This is a genomic window from Anaerobium acetethylicum (assembly GCF_900096945.1).
Taxonomy (GTDB): Bacteria; Bacillota; Clostridia; order Lachnospirales; family Lachnospiraceae; genus Anaerobium; species Anaerobium acetethylicum.
Map to the genome: position 1 here is coordinate 1 of NZ_FMKA01000004.1, position 19,972 is coordinate 19,972.

Consider the following 19,972-nt stretch of genomic DNA (forward strand, 5'->3'; position numbering starts at 1 on the left):
CATTACTGATACCAACTTGTGGTTCACTACACTTGGCGGTAAATACCCGTGGCTGGACTTTCACCAGCTAGATTAGTGCCATGCCTGGCACACAATGAAAAGGTACCTGACACCATAAACAAAAGTTTATGGTGTCAGGTACCACTATTCTTTTAAAGGAAATTGTATATACCAATACAAGATATCGCAATGATTGTACTTAAAAGAGTTCCAACCAGATACTTTTCCGCGAATTTCTGGTCTTCAAGCTGTTTATACCTGGCTACGCTCTTTGCCGCAAGAACAAAGCCTATAGCACCAAACTGTCCCATTGTCCCCAAAAAGAAAATAATTATTCTTTCCATGACCCCAATATATGACCCTACCTTAGGATTTTCCTCTGTTTCCTGTATTTGATTAAATATCCTGGCAAATATTTTTTTTACCAATATAGATGCTGGCGTTCCGCAAACCACAACTCCCATTCCCAGATCAGCTATGTTAGTCCATTTTTCAACAATGTGACTTGTCCCTAATAGCTGAACGCTTGTTACCTCAGTAAACTTAAATACTTTACATATTACAAGCATCATCACAATATGTATGATCTGATCTAACAGAAAAACCGCTACATTATTGTTGATTTTCGGATGCTCTTTTTTCTTGATAATCCGCTTAATAAAATCGACTGCATAATGCAAAGCAGCAATAACCGCAGCGAAGAGAACATACTTCATTATTTCCTTGGGGATAATGATGAATATCGAACTGCATAATATAGCCAAGCCATACAGCAGAGAGTGTTTCGCCAATGCCTTATCATTACTTCGCTTCTCTTTTGCAATATTGTCTGTCTGCAAATAGAAATCGCCAATAAAATGTCCAATAACAAGCAATTTATAAATCATTCATTCCACCATAATTCCTTTTTATATATTGTAAGGCTATGTAGTCCATATTTCTTATTATTATAATTTTTCCTCGCCTCATCACTGTATCTATGTTCTGTCTGCTTTGCTTTAATATCTCAGCAATTTTACCGGCGGCATTTTTTTTGGCCGTATATTTTTCCGCCTCTACAATTTCATCTATAATATAGATTGGCTCCTCTACATTTATATCAAACATGATTTTAGAAATCTCATTTGACTTTTGGGCACTCTTTTTTAAATTATAGTTTTCTTTTATTTCTAAAAGATTGCTTGCATACCCTGCGTGTTGCAGTACAGAATTTTTCTCTATAAAAGGATACATGATCTCACTAATCAACTGGATTCTATTTTGTACCATATTCTGTGCTTCCAGTAAACTCTTAGATACATTAAGCAAATAGCTGGCCATTATATCCGTCTCTTTGTCATCTGAATATATTTTGAATCTTTGCGTCTGCATTTTATATACATCTTCAATTGCAGCTCTTGCCATATGATATGTCGGCCCGTCTTGCTGTGTGGATATCCCGCCTTCAATTTTCACATTCCATTCCCCTACTCCGATTCCCGCTCTTATTTGAACCGGATGAACCATTATTTCTAATAGTCTTAAATACATGACTGCCCACATTGTATTCGAGAATAATCCTTGCAACTCATCGCCAGCACTAAAGGTTATATCAAAAACTATACCAGGTTCAAATAATACGTTTAACTTCTCAATTACATGCACTAAATAATATTGCAATAAAGTTCTGTCTTCAACACTATATTTTCTTGATCCTTTTATATCAATTATTAATGATGTGTATTTTCTCATAATATTACCTCCTGGTCTGATGGGGTAGTGTCAAGTCTACTACCTCTTCTTTTTATTTCAAACCCTTTATTTTCAAGGATTACAGTACTTTTTTACACAAAAAAAGCAATGACCTCCCTTTTTGGTGTATAATGTCAATCGCCAAACAAACAAAAATACAAAGGAGTCATTGCTCATGGACATTATACTTTATTTACTTCAATTAATTCAATACCTTTACCAACAAAATTGCTGGCTTTTAAATTTTATCTGCAGATATATTCCTCTGAAGCAGTGGGCTTTCGATGATTCACATTCTCCTAAATACCAGAAATTCAAGACCGATGAGCTTCCCGTCATCATCTGCCATAAGCAGGACTGGGATTGGAACGACCTTTTGAACTACTATCAGCAGCGTTACCACAAGATTCTTAAGCCCGTAAACCGCCGGAAAGAATGCGACATCCCAGAAGACTGCCATTGTCCTTCCTGCAAGGCTCCTATGCCTTATCTCTACCGCAATAACGGATCGAAAGGCCAGATTCTGTGCAAAGTCTGCCAGACTCCTTTCTCGCCGGAAGAAAACCGTTTTGAAAAACAGTATTCTTTAAAGTGTCCTCACTGTTCCCATTCTCTCGCTCATAAGAAGGACCGCAAGCATTTCATCCTCCACAAATGCGTTAATCCAAAGTGCACCTACTATCTGAATAATCTTAAAAAAATCGATAAAGCACACCTTGAAAAAGACTACGGAAAGAACGAATATAAGCTACATTATCTCTACCGCGAATTCACGATAGATTTCTTTCGCATGGATTTGAACTCGCTTCCAAAAAATGCTTCTTCCTTAAAATTTTCAAAACATAACGCCTATATCATGTTCCTCTGTCTTACCATGCATGTGAATCTCCAGCTCTCCTTACGTAAGACTGCACAGGCCCTCAAAGACCTCTACGGTATCGAAATCTCTCACCAGCAGGTCGCTAACTATGCCCGCACAGCAGCTCTTGTCATCAAGCCTTTTGCTGATACCTACGACTACCAGACGAAATCTGTCTTCACTGCAGATGAGACCTACATCAAAGTTCGGGGAGTAAAAGGCTATATCTGGTTCATCATGGATGCCGTATCCAGATCCATCATCGGCTATCGTGTATCTGACAACCGTGGTGTCGGTCCGTGCATCCTCGCAATGCGTATGGCTTTCCGAAACCTGAAAGAGCTCCCTGAAAACTTTAAGTTCATCGCTGATGGTTATAGCGCCTATCCACTTGCGGCACAACAGTTCTTCCATGAATTCGGTGATAAGTTTAAATTTGATATCACCCAGGTCATCGGCCTCTCCAATAATGATGAGGTATCAAAAGAATTCCGCCCATACAAGCAGATGATTGAACGCTTAAACAGGACTTTCAAGTCCTCCTATCGTGTCAGCTGTGGCTATGATAATTACGAAGGTGCCAACTATAACGTTGCTCTCTGGGTTGCCTATTACAACTTCCTCAGACCTCACAAGCACAACGGCTATCAGGTGCTTAACAAAGTCGACCTGCTCGAAGGTGCCGGCAACATGCCCGGTAAATGGCAGCTGCTTATCCTTCTTGGCCAGCAGGCCATTCTGAAAATGCAGGCCGAAGGCTCTAACTGTTCTTAGATTCAAAGCCTGAGGTAAAAACCAGCCATCAGAACCTTTGGTTCTGACTATGCCCTTGATGGCACGCAAAAGCAATGCTACAATGCTGTGAATCAGACGGGAAAACTCTAACTGTTCTTGAGTTCTTCGCCGTCGGTGATACGTTCAGAGCATTGCTTTTGCGTGCAGTCAAGGGTGGCGTACGTCTCCTCAGACTATAATATCTGCAGTTTTCAAGGTTCGATGGAACCTATTTTTTTGGTTCCAAGTTTTCATAACTCACTTGACACTATCTCTGATGGCTTTATTATATACCTGCCACTATCAATTTAGCAAACGTTTTTGTTTGCTTTGTTTTAATGCAAACAAAAACGTTTGCTTTTTAAAGCTAGGACCATTGCTCTCCCTCAAAAACGGAAACAGGATTACCAAGAAAGCAGATTGAACTCTATCAGACCTGAACATATCAAATCAATTTTCGACTGGGTTTCGTTTGGATTTTGTATCCTTGAAATGGATTAAGAATAAAACAAGATTTGAATAAAAGATATGTATATATTATCCTATTATTTGGAATATTACAACTAAAAAAAGGTACCTTAAAAAAGGTACCTGACACCATAAACAAAAGTTTATGGTGTCAGGTACCAATTTATCAACTCATACACTCTGGCTTTTGTCATTTCTGCGGCTTTCATATTCATGACCATCGGCTGCATGCTTCCACCCTCATACTCAGCACCAGCTTCGGTAACCGCCTCTTCCTTCCGGGCAATCCATTCACGTTCTTCCAGCGTGAGCAAACGCATGGTCTCTTCATCCTTTGTCTGCTTCAACACACTCCATGCATTATTCAATGCAGCGTCCCACAAGTCATACAGCTCTTTTGTTGTTTCATTATACTCAAATTGAGTAAGCAGATCATTTTCGATAGAGTTTTCCAGAAAAGCAGCCCTGTCTTCGGTATAGGTCATGACTTCTTTCAGACTCTCAATGATGTCATAGCTTGAAAAGCCAAGTTGCTGCGCTTCGTTATTCAAGGCATAGAAGGGGAGTTCTGTATCTGTGGTATCTGAAAGATCATAATAGCCCACCCAGCCTCTGAATTCCTCCGGAAGCTCTGCAAGGGGAGCACCCGGCAGATAGATCAGGATATTCTCTGCGCCTTCCAAACCATAAACATCGCTATAGCAAAACAGCACTCCGTCTATTATCTCCTCCTTACCAGCCACTTCTTCATAGTTCATTTCACGAATCTGTATCGAATATGTATACTCATTTACCTTAACAGGCTGAGTAAATTGTCCACTGAAATCACACCGGTACACCGTTCCTTTTGGGTAATCATCGCTTACAAGGCCCATTTCACCGTCATGATACTCACCGGAAAAACTCCCATCTTCATTGATCGTCAGCATGGTGGCCCAGCCGCCCGCTCCACTGGAAAAACAAAACTGAAGAGCTGCAAGCTCTGCGAATGAAAATGTCTCTTCTGTCGTTTCGGTGGTTTCTGGCTGTTCAGCGGTTTCTGGCTGTGCTTCTTCCTTTTCTTCAGATGATTCCGCCTCCGATGTAATCTCAGTTTCAACCGTTGTGGTATGGTTGGGTTTTTCTGATTCCTTTTTTCCACAGCCGCATAAAGATAATGCTATGATTACGGCCAAAATGGGGGTTATGATGTTCTTTTTCATGTTTTGAATTGTCTCCTCTCACTGATGTTTTGCATCATGATGTTTGGGTATTACCTTAATGGTACCGTATACCATTTTGGTACCTGACACCATAAACAAAAGTTTATGGTGTCAGGTACCCTCCGTTCCGATTCTTCTCCGACAGATTCGGCACGTCCGGCGAAATCAGCCCTCCTACAGTCCAGTCGATCCCGATAGCCGGATCGTCATACCGGATGCTCTTGGCATGCTCAAGCGAAAATTTGCTGTTCGTAAAATACTGCAGCTCTGTCCTGTCTTCCAGGGCAATCACACCATGGGCGAATCCTGCCGGCACGTACATGATCCGGTGGTTTTCTGCGGAAAGGATCTCCCCGACCCACTTACCGAAGGTCTCCGAGCCCTTCCTGATGTCGGCAGCCACGCTGTACATGGAGCCCGCCGTACACCTTACCAGTTTTGCCTGTTCAAATGGCGCCTCCTGATAGTTCAGCCCTCTGATGGTCCCCCTGCTTTCCGTGAAAGAATGATTTTCCTGGCATATGTGGAATTCGATTCCCAGCTCCTGCAATCCGTAAAAATCAAATGCAATCTGGAACCATCCTCTGTTGTCTGTTACGATTTTCGGTTCTATTATTTTGACTCCGATTTCCTCGCGTTTTATCTTCATCTTATCTCCATTCCTTTCCTGCCGGCTAGCAGCCGGGTACCACCGGCCTGCCATCTCACCGGCCTGGTACCCGCCGGCCTGGTATCCACCGGCCTGGTACCTGACACCATAAACTTTTCTTAATGGTGTCAGGTACCAATATTATCGGATTTCATTCCGTTTTTTTATCAAATTACCATTTCCCAGGATTTTAGTTCTGACAATAATTATCTGTGAACCAGATTAAAATATTGCATTTGCCCCATAAACTAAAATGACCCGACGTGGTCCGCTTCATAATGAGAGGCGTGTCGGGCTCTGTTAGAATTATCGTACCTGGTTTTACCTTTAAAGTCAACGAATGCTTACATTTATCCCTAATTCAAATTACCAACTTCAGTAAATCAATTAATCTTTTCAAACATCCGCTTTGCATAAATTTCAATATCTGATGGATCCAGCATTTCATAGCGCTCTTTTACCGCAACAAAATATTCCCCAATTAATTTTTTGGGAATGATTTTTGTGGATGCTACAGATGCAGGCAAATCGCCTCTCGTCTTTAACCATGGCGCTTCCAGATGTGTAAACCGCTCTAGTGTTTTTCCACTATAGCAGCACAAATTTTTAACTATGCTATCAATAATCGTTTTTTCATATCCTGTAAATTTTGAATCATCACAGGAAAACTCAATTTTTAATAGGGTCGCATTTATAAGAACTGTATTTAAAATAAACATCACTGTACACCGGTCCATGAACCCAGGCTTCGCACTCGTCTGGAATTAAGAACTCTTCTAAAAACGCATAGTAAAATCCCTGTATATAATATAATGCTTTTTGTAATGCTAATGGTGTTATATCTTCACACCTGCAAATCAAATAATCCACTAAGGCATCAATTTTAGTAGAACCTTCTTCTCTAAGCCCAAGAAGTTTTTGAGCCGCCAGTTTACTTTTTAATTACATTACTTTATTTTTTTGGCTATATACCTTCTATTTACATTGATAGGGATTTTCTAAAATCAAAAAAAAGAAGCCCTTCCAGCTTTTTCGCTAAAAGAACTCCTCTGATATTAAAATTTCATACAAAAAATAGTTTCTATCACAATATAATTATCAAACCAAAAGATTCCTCTAACAGTATCTGGCGTCGGTATCCTCTTGACATTTGAACGTCTATTTCATATTATAATAATAACAGGACTCCCCACACCTCTCACGTAAGTGATGTGTCCCATGGGGAGACATTTTTTTATACAGAAAAGGTTGATGATAAGATTATAATTTTAAAAAAACTGGGCTACTTTGTTTTCAAACATGCAAAAAGGCCCCCGCAGGAGCCTTCTCAGGTTACAGGCCTCGCAGGTATCTGTAACACGTTCACTACTATCGATGTATCAATAAATAAAGATTCCTTCTCTTCTTTGATTTCAATTTCTCTTTCCTCTCCACATTCCGGACAGTACACAAGACAACCATAACCATCGCCTGCACATCTTCGCTTTCATTCCGAACCAGCACCATTATTGCTGCTGATATACCAGCAAGATGACTCCGCAGGACAGCATCAACCTGGCAGAATACCGGTTGGCAAAGTCCCAGGCCTTCTGGCTTTTCATAGATCTGACCGTCCGGTAACCAGCGAAGCTGTTGATTTTTTTCGGAGGGTGTTTTTTGAATACAGCCCCTATGACAATTATAATGGCTGGAACCATGATGCAAAAAAGCATATTCGTCCAAAACATAAATTTCCTTCCTTCTGTTAACATCCACTATTCCTACTTGTTAATGATGGCCCTGCGATGCCCTCTCTTAGTCGATTTGATCCATGAGGTTACCTACCGCCGCACAGACGTCAGTAAATACAATCTCTTTTGCATAACCAAAATCTTTCTGATAACGTTTCCAATGATTTTGCATAGCTTCGCTGCTTTGAATCACTTCCAATATAGCTTGGTAATTGCCAAGAACAGCCGTTGATCCCCTTTTTTCCGAAGTTGCCACAACTGCTTTCTTCAAGATATCCAGATCGATATTTTTGTTTTGCAGCCTGGAAAGTACGTATACGTCATAGAAATCTCTCGGGCGTGTATTTTGGTCCCCTCGGGATACGATGGTTTCCAGCTTTTCCGCTAAAACAGTTTCTAAATTGTATGCCAGCACTTTGATGGCCCTTTCTTCTAAAAGCAGCTTGAATTCATAATTTATTTCCTTTGGCGTGATTTTATCTCCTGTTGTAATATCTAACTTTAACGGAACCGACATAGGTAAAAAATTAGCTGTCAATGAAACCCGGTATCCAGTGTATTCATCCCCCTCTCTTATTTCATCTATGGCGACAAAAGAAAAGGTAACATCATCCTGTAATGGAATCTTGCAAATATCAAGAAACATTTCTTTCACAGTTTCTTGCGTGACAGGTAAACCTTTTATTGTCGCATCCATATCCATGGTAGCCCTTGTATCCAATCCCACCATAGACGCAATCAAAAAACCACCTTTCAAAATAAATGAATCGTGATATTTTGAAAGAGATATCCTCTCCAACAATCTTTCCAACATAAAATTCTGCATCACAAGTTGGGCAGACATGTTTTTTTCTTTTGCAATGTTTTTAATAATTGCTTTTAACTGCATCGCATTTTTCATAACAGTACCTCCAGATAATTACGCAATCTCTTTTCAACCCTCAATTCCCTGGAATATTCAGATAACAAAGGAATATTTTTATCCGATCTCCTGGCATATCTTTTAAACGCCTCCGATACAATCTGGATATCTGTATTGCTCTGTTTCCGCAAGATATCACAAAGTGTCCGTTCCATATTATATACCTTGACTGGATTTCCAGCTGGAGTTTTCATTTGTACGACACCAAGCCCATATAACTTAGGAATTGTTCTGACACACTTTACATTTTCATTTTTCAATGCATTTACATTATAATTCAGTGGAAACGTCATTTGGAAGCGCATGGGCGTTCTATCAGTCAAATCATATAAAAAGAGCGCTGTTTCTCCTGAAAAGATGCCTTTTTTATATCTGACTTGAAGATGGTACATTTCATCATCCCATACCTCTGCCAATTGGTACACACCTCTTGCCGAATGCTCTAATATGCCAATATCAGTAAGATGCTTTAGGCTAGCTCTTGAGATACCAGCTTTTGTAACTTCTGATGCGGTTATGACCCCTCCATTCTTTTTTACCATTTCCATAATCAACTCTGAATTCGACATACCGCACCTCCTCAAAAATAATTTCTAACTTTCATGCATATAATTATCGATTAGTTATGCATAAAAGTCAAACATTATATTATTGTTTTTATTGTGAACTTCCTGAGTTTTTTCCACTCAAACGGCATTTCGGCACCAGTGCCTCATAGGCCGTTTATACCATCGGGTACCTGACACCATAAACAAAAGTTTATGGTGTCAGGTACCAAATTGGGAAAACTGTTGCTAATCCAAGTTTTTCAAATAGACGATTACGGATTATCAAACCCACTACTACAATTTTTGTTCTAATCCGTTTTTTAATACCTTTATTATGAGAAGCAGCTTTTCTTCTATCTTAGGTATATCATCGTTTTCTTCGATTAATTCATTTATATTATTTAATACCATTTGTATAAAGTTACCGATAAATTCTTCCGGAAATTCATTGCTAAAAATTGTTCTATCATATTTCATCTCAGTTATAGAATTAAAACTTTCATTATTATATTCATTTGTGATTTCTTCTAAAACACGATTATATATTTTCGTATTTTTTTCTTTTGCAAATCTTCTGCTAAGTTGATAATATTCAGGATTTTCTCTCGAAAACCTAATTCCTGCTAACACCTGCTTTTCCAAAAAAACAAAGATGTCATTTTCATCAGCAATATTCATAAATTCTGCCTTTTTTCGCATGGCTTCTTTCAATAATGCAATATATAATTCTTCCTTATTGCTGAAATAATGATAGAAGTTACCTTTACTGGTATTTGCCTCCTTAATAATATTATTAACTGATGCATTCTCAAAGTCATTGCTGCTAAATTCTGTTAATGCAGCCTCTAATATAGCTTCTCTCTTATTCATTACTTTTAGCCCATTCCTTATATAGCTGCTCAATATAACTTACTGCTTTTATATTAGCATTGTCCTGTTTTATAGCTGCTGCTATTTTTTCAGCTTGAAGAATAGCATCCTTATGATTCATTTCTAAAAATCTGCTAACAAACTCATCCTCTGTATCACTTTCCTTTAATGGTCTGAGTGCATAGCCCAAATCAAACAGACGCTTTGCCCAAAACGGCTGGTCAACGTTAAATGGCATAATCACTTGTGGTATTCCGCTACGTAATGCTGCAGCCATTGTTCCGACTCCTCCGTGATGTAAAATCCCTTTAGATCTTTTGAAAATTTCATCATGAGGCAAAAACTCTTTTATTAGGATGTTATCACTCGATGACATATTAATTCCACTATTTCCAGTAATAATAATTCCTCTATTCCCGCTTATTGATAAAGAGGCAACTATTTTCTTCAAAAAAGATTGCGGATTATTCAATGGCATAGATGAAAACGTAACTATAATTGGCTTTTGTCCATTCTTTAAAAATTCCTCTGTTTCTACATCAAGGGAACTTCCATCTTCTAATATGGGAAAACCTGATAAGTAAACTTCTTCTTCAAATTCTTTTGTATCTAAAAATAAACTTGGAGAAATAGGATAAATGATCGGTATTGGACAACCATTTCTATTAATCATATACTCTCCTTGCTTTCTTTTTTTTAGTTTTAGCTCTTTTTCTCTAAAATCATTAATATCTTTTATATTATTACTTTCAGCACCCAGGTTAGTCAATTTATATGTCAGTTTATTCAAAAATCCACCAAGATTTTTTGTGGTAATAGCAAGATTAGGGAATGCCGAAACAGGATATATTATTGGTATAGGTGGCATTGATATACATAATATTCCTAATTTTTCAGCTATATCAACTGCACCAAATGCCTTTGGATGATATATAATAACATCCTTTTCATGACATGCCTCATAAAATTCTGTCATTGCTTTTCTGTATAAAGGATTAATTACTCTTTTAGCATACTGTATTGCTTTTATGGGATGTTTTAATCCTTCTTCAAACACTTGCTTTCCTTCCTGCGTCTGCAGTATTGCCATTAAATCCAAACTACATTCTTGAAACTCCAGTCCATTCTGTTCAACAAAATTCTTAAACATTTTTCCTGTACATATTGTGACATTATGACCTGATTCACAAGCAGTTCTTCCTATTGCTACATATGGTTGTACATCTCCCCGCGAACCTAAACACAAAAATATAATATCCATGGTTACCTCCTTAGACCACATAGTCTATTACTAAATTAGACCATGTGGTCTGTTTTGTCAAGAACTATAACATCGGGTATCGTAATCACACCAGAACCAGTTAATCCTGCAAAAGTGTTTGTAGACTAATTCTTAACCCAAAGTTTATGGTGTCAGGTACCAATATTATCCCGCCTCACTCTTCTAACATCCATTTTAGGGCATTAAGTTTCTGGATCCCGCCATAATCCATCTCACCAAACGCTTCATCCAATGTTAATAGATATTTTGGATAATTATCTTCTATACTTCTTAATGGAGCTAATTCTCTCTGCAGCACCTTCTCATCTAATGTCGTCTGTGATACCTGGAAATATACCGGTATCCCATCTTTGATCGCAACAAAATCCACTTCTCCATCTGCACCTATCTGTCCAACATAAACCTCGGGGTATCTTCTCCGTAATTCCAGATAAACCAGGTTTTCCAGGATATGGCCAATATCTGTGTCCTTGCCGCTTACTTTCATGTTTCTCATCCCAATGTCACAGATGTAATATTTATTGATTGTAGTTAAAAACATTTTTCCTTTTATATTATACCTGCGTGCCTCATAAAACAACAAGCTGTCTGTAAGCCCACGGATGTATCGGTCAACTGTTTTGGGATCGATTTTTTTATGATTGGACGTCATTGTATTGGCGATTGTCGTCGGCGATGTCCGGTTGCCAATATTGTGCATCATGAATTTAGTCACTGCCTCTAACATATTGACATCCGCTATTCTTAGCCTCTTCACGATATCATTTAACAGGATTGTATTATAGATGCCGCTCATATATTCTTTTGCGTCCTGAGCATCATATCCGTACTTTAAGACATAGGGAAAAGAACCACAGGAGATATAAAGATTCATCTTTTCATTCAGCGACAAAGTCTGCTTTTCATCATCCAGTCCCGTACAATATTCCCGGAATGATAATGGCATCATCGATAGCTCGACATATCTTCCGGTAAGCAGCGTCGCAAGTTCCCCGGACATAAAATAAGCATTGGATCCTGTAATGTAGACATCACAGTTTTCTTTCAAAAACAAGCTGTCTACAACCTTTTCATACTGTTCGACATGCTGGATTTCATCCAGGAAAATGTAGTTTTTCTTATCTTCCTTCAAATGTTCCTTCACATAGTTGTATAGGGATTTATAATCAAGCAGCTCTTCAAACTCAAGGTCTTCAAAATTAACAGAAATAATCTGCTCTTTTTCAACACCCTCCTGCATAAGAAAATCCTGATAAATTTTGAAAATAGTTGACTTTCCACAACGACGAACACCAGTAACTACTTTTATGATTTGTTTATCTCTCCACTTTACTAACCAATTCAGATAATCCTGTCTTTGCAATCTCTTCATTTTCATCGCCTCCTGGCTATAGTATATTCCGTTTTTTCATCAATATCAATATTAATCGGATTTCATTCCGTTTTTTTATCAAATTACTTTTTTACAGGATTTTAGTTCTAACAATAATTGTCTGTGGAACTTCCTGAGTTCCCAAAAAGGTACCTGACACCATAAAAAAAAGTTTATGGTGTCAGGTACCAATATTATCGTCACTTTACCATAGCGCCCAAACTATCTCAATCCGTTTTTGCATAAGGATGTCTCCGGCATACTTCTCGTTGCGGAGTATTTGAAGCACGCTGCTGGCATCTTTTTTGGATAGACCAGCGCACGTTTTCAGAAATATTTTTTGCTCATTGAGAAGGAAATGATAGAGTATTTACTTTACAATTACATTTATTTATATTTTTTAGCGAAAATACTAATTTTAGAACATTTCTGCTTATGCCTAATTTAACAAACAAAAAATGAGAAGTTTCTTTAGTCAAACCAAGAAGAACTCCTTATTTTTGCTTTTAACAAATCCAATCCATGTATTATTGTGACTTCAGATACCCAATATGATGTTAATATTTTTATCACTATTCATATAAATTTCTTTTTATTGACTTTTTTTGTTATTTAAATTATCATTACAGTAGATGCAATCATACTATACAAATGAAAGGTGGCTCTATTATGAAAACTCTATCCACTAAAAAATTAGCTGAGACCGTGAAAATGCTTAGAGAAACAAAAGGTTTTACAAAAGAAGAACTTGGGACTATAACCGGAATAAACAGAATTATGATTGGTCGAATCGAACGAGAAGATTTTATTCCCTCTATTATACAATTTGAGGCACTAGCTAAAACACTTGGATTTGATATTACAGATATGTTTGTAGAAAAGGAAAAAACTAATTCCTTTATTGCTCTTCGAAGCGAGGCATTGAGTGATAATGAAAAAGAAGGCGTAGATAAACTTTTTAAAATGATGCTTTCTATGAGGCAGCAAATCATCTTAAGGAGAAAATTTGAGAATGAAACAGAATATAACGCTTAATGAAATACAAATCGAGGAAATCCGTAAGCTTGTTAGAGATACGCGTCAATCTTTAGGTTTTATCGGAGAAACTCCTGTTGCAAACGATATTTTTACAATCCTGGACCATTTAGATATCAAGCTGCTTGAATATCCCATCGAATCCGAAGATGATAAGCCAGCTTTTTCTGCTGCCATAATGTATTTAGAAGAAGGGGATAACGAATTGTCTTTTATCGTTCTCAATACAGCAGACTATTTTGATAAGCAGATTTTTTCTCTTGCTCATGAATTATATCACTACTATACAAAAACCGGAGCTCACCTCAGCCGATTTGACGATACAGAAAACACTTTAATTGAAGTAAATGCTAACCGTTTTGCAGCTGAGTTCCTTCTACCAGAAGTAGCGCTGGAAGGAATCTTACTGGAGGAATTCAAAACTTCGTCTTTAGTAAAAATCACTATAAAAACTCTTCTCCGCTTTATCGCAAGACTCCAATGCACCTGGTGGCTTCCTTACCATTCTCTTGTTAAACGATTGAGAGAAATTGGAGCCATTACAGAACAACAATATAAAGATTTATATTCTATTAACGAAAGAGATCTAAGCGGTGAATATGGTAAAATCGGTCTTGCCTTTAATATTGAAACATTCACAAAGCTAAATACAAAAACAAAAAACATTGGCACCTCCGCCAATAACATCGAAATTATCATTCGTAACTTTGAAGATAATCTAATAGACGAGGATAAATTCACTGATACATTAAGCCTATTCAACAAATCACCTGGTGATTTTGGTTATGAAATCACTATTTCCGATGAAGATATCGATGAACTGAACGCCTTCTTTGACAGGGAGGACTACGATGAAGATTGACACAGATAAACCGAATCCTTCCCTCATCAGCATCTTTGAAGATCCTAACCAAGTCATAACCTTAGACGCGAATTTTCTAATCCCACCAGATCGAAGCAGTTATGCAAAACGTGGATTTGACTTTCCAACGTTTAAAAAAGTATGGCTCGATCCGATTTTTCCGCTTTCCCGAATCTTGCCATTCACCAGGCGGTCTATGATGAGTTATTACTTACAGCCATACAGGAATATATCCAGACGCTTTTAGCTAAAAATCCTCAGGGTATTATTATTCACAATGATTCTGCTCTGACAGAAACGGAAAAGGTATTACGTGATTCAATCGAAATTAAAATCTACCCACATACCAACTATGAACCTGTGATTGATAACAAAGATGATCGAGGCGAAGTAAAATCTCTTTCATTTATAGCGGTAAAAGGTCTCTTGTATTTCGCCGCTCATGACAACAATGCTATCCAACTCATCGAAAAGGCTGAAGAATGGGCAACAGGCCTTGATAATGTACACGCAATTCAGATGTATGAACTTATTTACTATCTTTATGTAAAAGAAGTCGGCGATAAAAATTCTTTACGATTTTTATATAAGTACCAGTATCATCTTACGCCCCGCGAAAAAAGCACAAATCCAGAATGGGGTAAATTTATTTCTCATATGAATGATCTTTATCAAGCATACCTGGATTAAAGTCCTACATGTTTTAAAATTTTTCAGCCCGGATTTCTGTCCCTAACAGTGAATCAGATATAAAAAATCCACTTTACTTTTTCGCTTTAATATTCCAAAATAGACAGCGTGAAAGTAAGGTATCATCAAAACAAAAAAGACCCGACGCGGTCCGCTTCATAATGAGAGACGCGTCGGGTCCTGTTGGACTTATTGTACCTGGTTTTTTTTCAGAATCATCAATGAATACTTGCTTTTTTTCTTCCAAAACAAATAGCTGTTGCCAATGAGATGACTGCAAGAATGATATATAAGCCTGTCATTGCAGTGTCACCCGTCTGAACTGCCTGTGTAGTTGTCGGTATTATTGTCGGTATTATTGTCGGTATTATTGCTGCTTCCTTGACAGGTGTTCCGATTACTCCATAATTGCTGAAATGATCTGTTACAAACATGATTTCATCTCCGCTTACTGTATGAGGAATAATTGTTGCACTTCCATCTTCTGCCAAATATATAATCTGAAGATTTGTATATTTTTTCATTTCTTCTGTCATCTTCAGGGTTACCCTGACATTTCCAGCTGGCTGAACCGGTTGCCCGTTTACCAATAGCTTGATATCAAAAAGCTGGATCAGCTGCTGGCCTTTTGCTGCCTTCTCAATCCCTGCTGCATATAAAGCTTTTGTCTGTTCAGTAAGTGTGCCCATTATCGGGGTAACGGATAACGTTGTTCGAAAATCTAATACTGTGCCATCAATTCCTTCCACTTTTGTTCCCGTTGCTTCATCCTGAAGAAGTAATATCGACAGCGCTTTGACTGCGTCTGCGAGCTTCGTTTTAACTCCGGCATCTATCAGATTTTTCTGCGCATCTGGCAGGCTGTCGTATGCATTTTTTGCATTTACAACGGCAGTAAAATCAGTTTCCGTCAAGTTTGCCACATCCGGGAGGCCGGTAATCAGATCTTTCGCATTCACTATTTCCGGCACAAGCTCAAACGATGCATAAATCGTCACATCGGAGCCCGGCATGATAAATGTATTTTCGGTTACTGTAGTATCATTATATTTCAAACTTCCTGCCACCAGCCTGTATCCCTCTTCCGGAGTCACTGTTATATTGACTGTGTCACCTGCTGCAGCTGTTATTTTATCCGCAGTCACAGTACCATTTTGCATGGATTCGACACTGATGCTTCTTGGTATAAGCTCAAATTCAGCCGTAATCGTCACGTCTGCTTCCGGCATGATAAAGCTGGTTCCAAGTATTGCCGTATCGTTGTATTTCAGGCTTCCTGCCACAAGTCTGTACCCGTCCGCCGGAGTCACTGTTATATTGACTGTATCGCCTGCCGCTGCTGTTGTCTTGTCTACGGTTACGGTTCCCCCTGCCGAAGTATAACCGGCAATATTATGAGTTGCCGCTCCATACTCTGCCCTTATCATATAGTTGTTCGGAAAGCCGTATCCCGCCAACGATCCCATTGAAAAAGCATCTAAACCGGCAAATGAATCTGCTCCCCCATCTGTTGCCGTATCTCTTCCTGTGAAAATCCCGTGATTTGAAAAATACGCATCCAGGCCGATAAACAGGGTGTCTTCACTAGAAGTAAGAGGCGTAGTTAATTCAATACATTTCCATCCATATCCCGAGAACTCCGAAACATCTATCGGTTGTGTGTAAAGCAGCGTCGCAGGCTGGCTTCCACCTTGTGAATATATCAATACATTTGCTGCTGTGATTCCGGGATCGATATTATCTGCCTCATTCCCGTAAAAAATCCATACATTCGTAACTGTTTTGTCTGCCAGTCCGGAAAGCCTGTTTAAATATACCGCATAACCGGTTCCCGTAAATCCAATTGCTCCGTCATTCGTTCCATTGTCAACTGAAACGCAGTTTTCAGGCGGAGTTGTTCCTGCCGCATCCGCCCGAAGCGGGAACACTGCAAGCAGGCAGAGTATAGCAATAATCTGGTAAATCCATCTCTTTTTCATGATCCTTGTTCCTCCACATTTTCTATTTTTTTATCGGCCAGCATTCCTGATTCTCATGCTGATTGATCAACTGCAGCCCTCAAAAGCGCTCCGATAATTGTCTGGCACCGTATCATTGCCTTTTTTGAATAAAAGTACAATTTCAAAGTTCTGTTCACCGATCCTTAACGCAACATGCATCCGCCTGGTCCTATGGAAGGGTTCCATGTTCCCAGCGCAGATACACCCATCCTGTCAGCCGAACAGCTTCTCGTTATAAATCCCTTCAGCAATCAGCATCCTAAACGATTCCACCACCGACTTCTTGTCTTCCTTATAGGTTACCCCAAACCAGCTGTCATTGGTCTCCAGCAGCCTGACGCTTGCCTCGCCTGATTTGATCAGACTGTCGATTATGGTCGGGAGCAGATATTCCGATTTCACATCCTCTTCCGACAGGTTTGAAAGGAATTCCACGAATCCCGCTTCAAGAGTCTCAAGAAAATCCGGTGTAAGCCCCCACATATTCATGGAGACATAGGAATCTGCATCAATGGCTTCGCTTTCTCCGTTCTCCTGGCAGATTTCCGGGCCGAAGAGGGTCTTGATGATGTTATGGGTCTCGACGACGTCTACGAGCATGCCCTTTTCATCGATGCTGCACACGCCCCGGGTAACTCCGCCGTTTTCGCTGAGGGTGTTCTTCAGCTTGAATCCCGCCATGCAGAACTCGGAAGACTTTTCGATGGAAAGGTCCGAAAGATATCCGTGTACCTTCACGAAGGCTTCCTTTCCGTAATAGTCGTCCGCATTGATAACTGCGAAAGGTTCGTTTACAACGCCTTTGCATGCCAGTACAGCCTGGCCGGTTCCCCATGGCTTTGTGCGGCCTTCCGGCTTTTCAAATCCTTCAGGAAGGTCGTCTGTCTCCTGGAATACGTACTCTACGTCGCATATTTCTTCTATCCTGTTTCCGATCACTTCCCTGAAGTCCTTTTCAAGGTCTTTTCGTATAATGAAGACGACCTTATTGAACCCTGCTTCCAGAGCGTCATGGATCGAATAGTCCATGATGATTTCGCCGTTAGGACCGACCGGTTCCAGCTGCTTGATTCCGCCTCCGAATCTGGATCCTATTCCGGCGGCCATGATTACTAATGTTGTTTTTAAATTATAATTGTTCATGATTTATTGTCTCCCCTTTATGATCAATTGGAACTGCAGGCAATCGCCATTGCTTATTATCCGGGTTATGATTCCTGCCGCGGTTAAATAACCAGCAGGATTTTTCAATATTCGGTGGCTCACCCTTTTCACACTTTTGCCATGCAGTGACTTCTGTGACTTCTGAACGCATTACCATAGATAAAAGATTGGTTTCCTCCTGCCTGGCCGATTTCCATTCTCAGTTGAAAAGGAGATAATGCTTGTTTCATTCCTGCCGATGCAAATAGTCGGCAGGATTTTTTCTGTTTTTTAGCGGCTCACCATTTTTTCACCGTTGCCGCGCCGTGACACTTCTTTTTGCCTCTTTTATCGGGCAAACCTTCATACACATCTGACAGCGGATACACTTCTCCGCATCAATGTGTGGGTATGCGAACCCTTCTAGGTCATCTTCCATAGAAATTGCTTGTCTAGGACATATAGCATAACATGCCGTGCAGCCGCAGCAGTCTTCTTTGCGTTCGTAGAGGATTGGGATGGGGTTTGTATTTTGTATTTTATTATTTGGTTCCATCAGTTTCCCCCCTTACTTTCATTCTTTGTTCAAAGAAATCCTCACTGTTTCTCATGACGCACTTAACGCAAAAACAATCGCACTTGCAGCCGGTAGCATCATCTTGTTCTATTCCCCAGCCTTGATTATGATTACAAACTTTACCAGTCTCAATCCAATCCAGTTGGAGTTGTTCAACTTCACTCGTTCTTAATTTCATTAATACTATTTAACCTTTCTTTTCGATGTGGATATAAAGGTATCATTAGAAAAAGATCCAACCCAGGATCCTTCATCAAGAAATGTCAATAGTACCTTTACCTTTTCAAAATCATTCGGGAATTCGATCATTTTATCTTTTACAGTTAAATCAACAAGTCCTGAATGCTTTTTTGCAATTCTTTTTATTTCCATTGCACTATATTTGTCTAAAACTCCAGAATCATTTATAAGTGCAACTTTCCTTCTAACCCAGCTATTAGCTTTAGCCATAACTTGTTCACGGCCATCGCCCAAATTAATCTTTTCCGTTAACAAGAAATTATTAATATCTTCATCCGTGGCTGTCCTATAATAGCCCGCTGAATCAAAAATCTGCCTTGCATAATAAAATGAATCAAAAATCAAATTGGTTCCATTCAGAAAGCAATCTATTGAATAGGATACTGAAATACCCACACTTTTATTTTGTGTAAAAGTGCCATCATTAAACAACAGATTCAGTTTACTTGTCGATATATACTGTTCTTTTCTAAAACGCTGAAAAGCCCCAATAAATTTTTCGCTTTTTTCTGTATTCTCACTATATCCAACGCAGATACCTTTAATGTTTTCTATAGTTTCATCAGTGGGTTGAAAAGAGTCAATAGAAATAGGATTTCTAAAAGCGTCCTTAAGGACATCCGGCAACACAAAGTTTGCAATGCATAAGGTTTCATCTTCTAATGGAGTATAGCTACCGTCAAAAGATACATTAGTTTTTCCAGCCAGTTCGTTTGTAGCTTCATCAAAGATGCCATTTATAAGATTTTGCGTGTCTAAATTTGTTTCAAGTTTATAAACGACATCCGTTTTATCTTCTTTAACACTCAAAAAAATATCATTAGCTTTAAACCTACTCACAAGCCTATAACTGCTATTACTGATGTATCTTTTCTATTTACATATCCTAACACAAAATTAATAATTAAAATCGGAGATAAAAGGCCACACCGATACAAAGATTTTTGCAATCCATTAATCATCTTCTGGCCTCCTTCCCTAAATTTCCTTAGTCACTTACATACTCTTTTCCGCTGCA

Annotated in this window: 21 protein-coding genes; 4 read left to right on the forward strand and 17 right to left on the reverse strand. The window is 39.0% G+C overall.

From position 1 onward, the window contains the following. Positions 1 to 152 precede the first annotated feature (152 nt). Both BJR36_RS05300 and BJR36_RS05305 read right to left on the reverse strand, forming a co-directional pair. On the reverse strand, positions 153 to 887 hold the full coding sequence (locus BJR36_RS05300; protein WP_091231177.1) for a DUF3307 domain-containing protein: 735 nt from the start codon (positions 885 to 887) through the stop codon (positions 153 to 155). Continuing rightward, positions 877 to 1,731 carry a SatD family protein gene (locus BJR36_RS05305; protein ID WP_091231180.1) on the reverse strand — a complete coding sequence of 285 codons (855 nt, stop codon included), beginning with the start codon at positions 1,729 to 1,731 and terminating at the stop codon, positions 877 to 879. The genes BJR36_RS05300 and BJR36_RS05305 overlap by 11 nt, the downstream gene beginning before the upstream one ends. Before the next feature lie 175 nt (positions 1,732 to 1,906). Here BJR36_RS05305 and BJR36_RS05310 point away from each other — a divergent pair, with 175 nt between their 5' ends. Then, entirely contained in the window at positions 1,907 to 3,364 is a 1,458-nt protein-coding gene (locus BJR36_RS05310; RefSeq protein WP_091231182.1) for a DDE-type integrase/transposase/recombinase, read from the forward strand. 611 nt (positions 3,365 to 3,975) lie between these two features. Here the strand turns inward: BJR36_RS05310 and BJR36_RS05315 are convergent. From BJR36_RS05315 to BJR36_RS05355, 10 genes are all read right to left on the reverse strand, one after another. After that, a complete protein-coding gene (locus tag BJR36_RS05315; RefSeq protein ID WP_091231184.1) occupies positions 3,976 to 5,034 on the reverse strand; it encodes a lysozyme inhibitor LprI family protein in 1,059 nt (352 codons plus the stop codon). 103 nt (positions 5,035 to 5,137) lie between these two features. After that, positions 5,138 to 5,683 (reverse strand): dTDP-4-dehydrorhamnose 3,5-epimerase, encoded by a 546-nt coding sequence (gene rfbC, locus BJR36_RS05320; protein WP_169823600.1) that lies wholly within the window; start codon positions 5,681 to 5,683, stop codon positions 5,138 to 5,140. A 383-nt stretch (positions 5,684 to 6,066) separates the two neighbouring features. Beyond that, positions 6,067 to 6,402, reverse strand: a complete 336-nt coding sequence (locus BJR36_RS20650; protein ID WP_242875467.1) for a Panacea domain-containing protein — start codon at positions 6,400 to 6,402, stop codon at positions 6,067 to 6,069. Next, positions 6,353 to 6,553: a Panacea domain-containing protein gene (locus BJR36_RS21110; RefSeq protein WP_242875468.1), complete on the reverse strand. Its 201-nt coding sequence runs from the start codon at positions 6,551 to 6,553 to the stop codon at positions 6,353 to 6,355. Before BJR36_RS21110 ends, BJR36_RS20650 begins: the two co-directional genes overlap by 50 nt. A 635-nt stretch (positions 6,554 to 7,188) precedes the next feature. Further along, a complete protein-coding gene (locus BJR36_RS21115) occupies positions 7,189 to 7,434 on the reverse strand; it encodes an SdpI family protein (RefSeq protein ID WP_091231188.1) in 246 nt (81 codons plus the stop codon). Between the two features lie 43 nt (positions 7,435 to 7,477). Then, positions 7,478 to 8,314 carry a nucleotidyl transferase AbiEii/AbiGii toxin family protein gene (locus BJR36_RS05335; RefSeq protein WP_207648821.1) on the reverse strand — a complete coding sequence of 279 codons (837 nt, stop codon included), beginning with the start codon at positions 8,312 to 8,314 and terminating at the stop codon, positions 7,478 to 7,480. Further along, the gene (locus tag BJR36_RS05340) at positions 8,311 to 8,883 is read right to left on the reverse strand and encodes a type IV toxin-antitoxin system AbiEi family antitoxin domain-containing protein (protein WP_242875470.1); all 573 of its coding nucleotides are present in this window, start codon (positions 8,881 to 8,883) and stop codon (positions 8,311 to 8,313) included. Before BJR36_RS05340 ends, BJR36_RS05335 begins: the two co-directional genes overlap by 4 nt. Before the next feature lie 294 nt (positions 8,884 to 9,177). After that, complete coding sequence (locus BJR36_RS05345; RefSeq protein ID WP_091231193.1) at positions 9,178 to 9,753, reverse strand: TetR/AcrR family transcriptional regulator; 576 nt, start codon at positions 9,751 to 9,753, stop codon at positions 9,178 to 9,180. Beyond that, the gene (locus tag BJR36_RS05350; protein ID WP_091231196.1) at positions 9,746 to 11,014 is read right to left on the reverse strand and encodes a glycosyltransferase; all 1,269 of its coding nucleotides are present in this window, start codon (positions 11,012 to 11,014) and stop codon (positions 9,746 to 9,748) included. Before BJR36_RS05350 ends, BJR36_RS05345 begins: the two co-directional genes overlap by 8 nt. Positions 11,015 to 11,189: 175 nt before the next feature. Then, positions 11,190 to 12,407 (reverse strand): ATP-binding protein, encoded by a 1,218-nt coding sequence (locus BJR36_RS05355; RefSeq protein WP_091231198.1) that lies wholly within the window; start codon positions 12,405 to 12,407, stop codon positions 11,190 to 11,192. Between the two features lie 669 nt (positions 12,408 to 13,076). On the opposite strand from BJR36_RS05355, the gene BJR36_RS05360 reads away from it, so the two are divergent. The 3 genes from BJR36_RS05360 (at position 13,077) to BJR36_RS05370 (ending at position 14,994) form a co-directional block, all read left to right on the forward strand. Continuing rightward, entirely contained in the window at positions 13,077 to 13,442 is a 366-nt protein-coding gene (locus BJR36_RS05360; protein ID WP_091231201.1) for a helix-turn-helix transcriptional regulator, read from the forward strand. Then, the gene (locus BJR36_RS05365; RefSeq protein ID WP_091231203.1) at positions 13,420 to 14,304 is read left to right on the forward strand and encodes an ImmA/IrrE family metallo-endopeptidase; all 885 of its coding nucleotides are present in this window, start codon (positions 13,420 to 13,422) and stop codon (positions 14,302 to 14,304) included. Before BJR36_RS05360 ends, BJR36_RS05365 begins: the two co-directional genes overlap by 23 nt. Positions 14,305 to 14,445: 141 nt before the next feature. Then, positions 14,446 to 14,994, forward strand: a complete 549-nt coding sequence (locus BJR36_RS05370; RefSeq protein ID WP_091231206.1) for a hypothetical protein — start codon at positions 14,446 to 14,448, stop codon at positions 14,992 to 14,994. 218 nt (positions 14,995 to 15,212) lie between these two features. Here BJR36_RS05370 and BJR36_RS05375 read toward each other — a convergent pair whose 3' ends face one another. The 5 genes from BJR36_RS05375 to BJR36_RS20855 form a co-directional block, all read right to left on the reverse strand. After that, positions 15,213 to 16,973: an InlB B-repeat-containing protein gene (locus BJR36_RS05375; protein WP_091231209.1), complete on the reverse strand. Its 1,761-nt coding sequence runs from the start codon at positions 16,971 to 16,973 to the stop codon at positions 15,213 to 15,215. Between the two features lie 234 nt (positions 16,974 to 17,207). Next, entirely contained in the window at positions 17,208 to 18,137 is a 930-nt protein-coding gene (locus BJR36_RS05380) for a nucleotidyltransferase family protein (protein ID WP_091231212.1), read from the reverse strand. Positions 18,138 to 18,447: 310 nt separating this feature from the next. After that, positions 18,448 to 18,693 carry an NADH-quinone oxidoreductase subunit I gene (locus tag BJR36_RS05390; RefSeq protein ID WP_091231219.1) on the reverse strand — a complete coding sequence of 82 codons (246 nt, stop codon included), beginning with the start codon at positions 18,691 to 18,693 and terminating at the stop codon, positions 18,448 to 18,450. Positions 18,694 to 18,897: 204 nt separating this feature from the next. Continuing rightward, the gene (locus tag BJR36_RS05400; protein ID WP_207648822.1) at positions 18,898 to 19,764 is read right to left on the reverse strand and encodes a hypothetical protein; all 867 of its coding nucleotides are present in this window, start codon (positions 19,762 to 19,764) and stop codon (positions 18,898 to 18,900) included. Between the two features lie 26 nt (positions 19,765 to 19,790). Further along, entirely contained in the window at positions 19,791 to 19,916 is a 126-nt protein-coding gene (locus tag BJR36_RS20855) for a hypothetical protein (RefSeq protein ID WP_278276579.1), read from the reverse strand. Positions 19,917 to 19,972 lie beyond the last annotated feature (56 nt).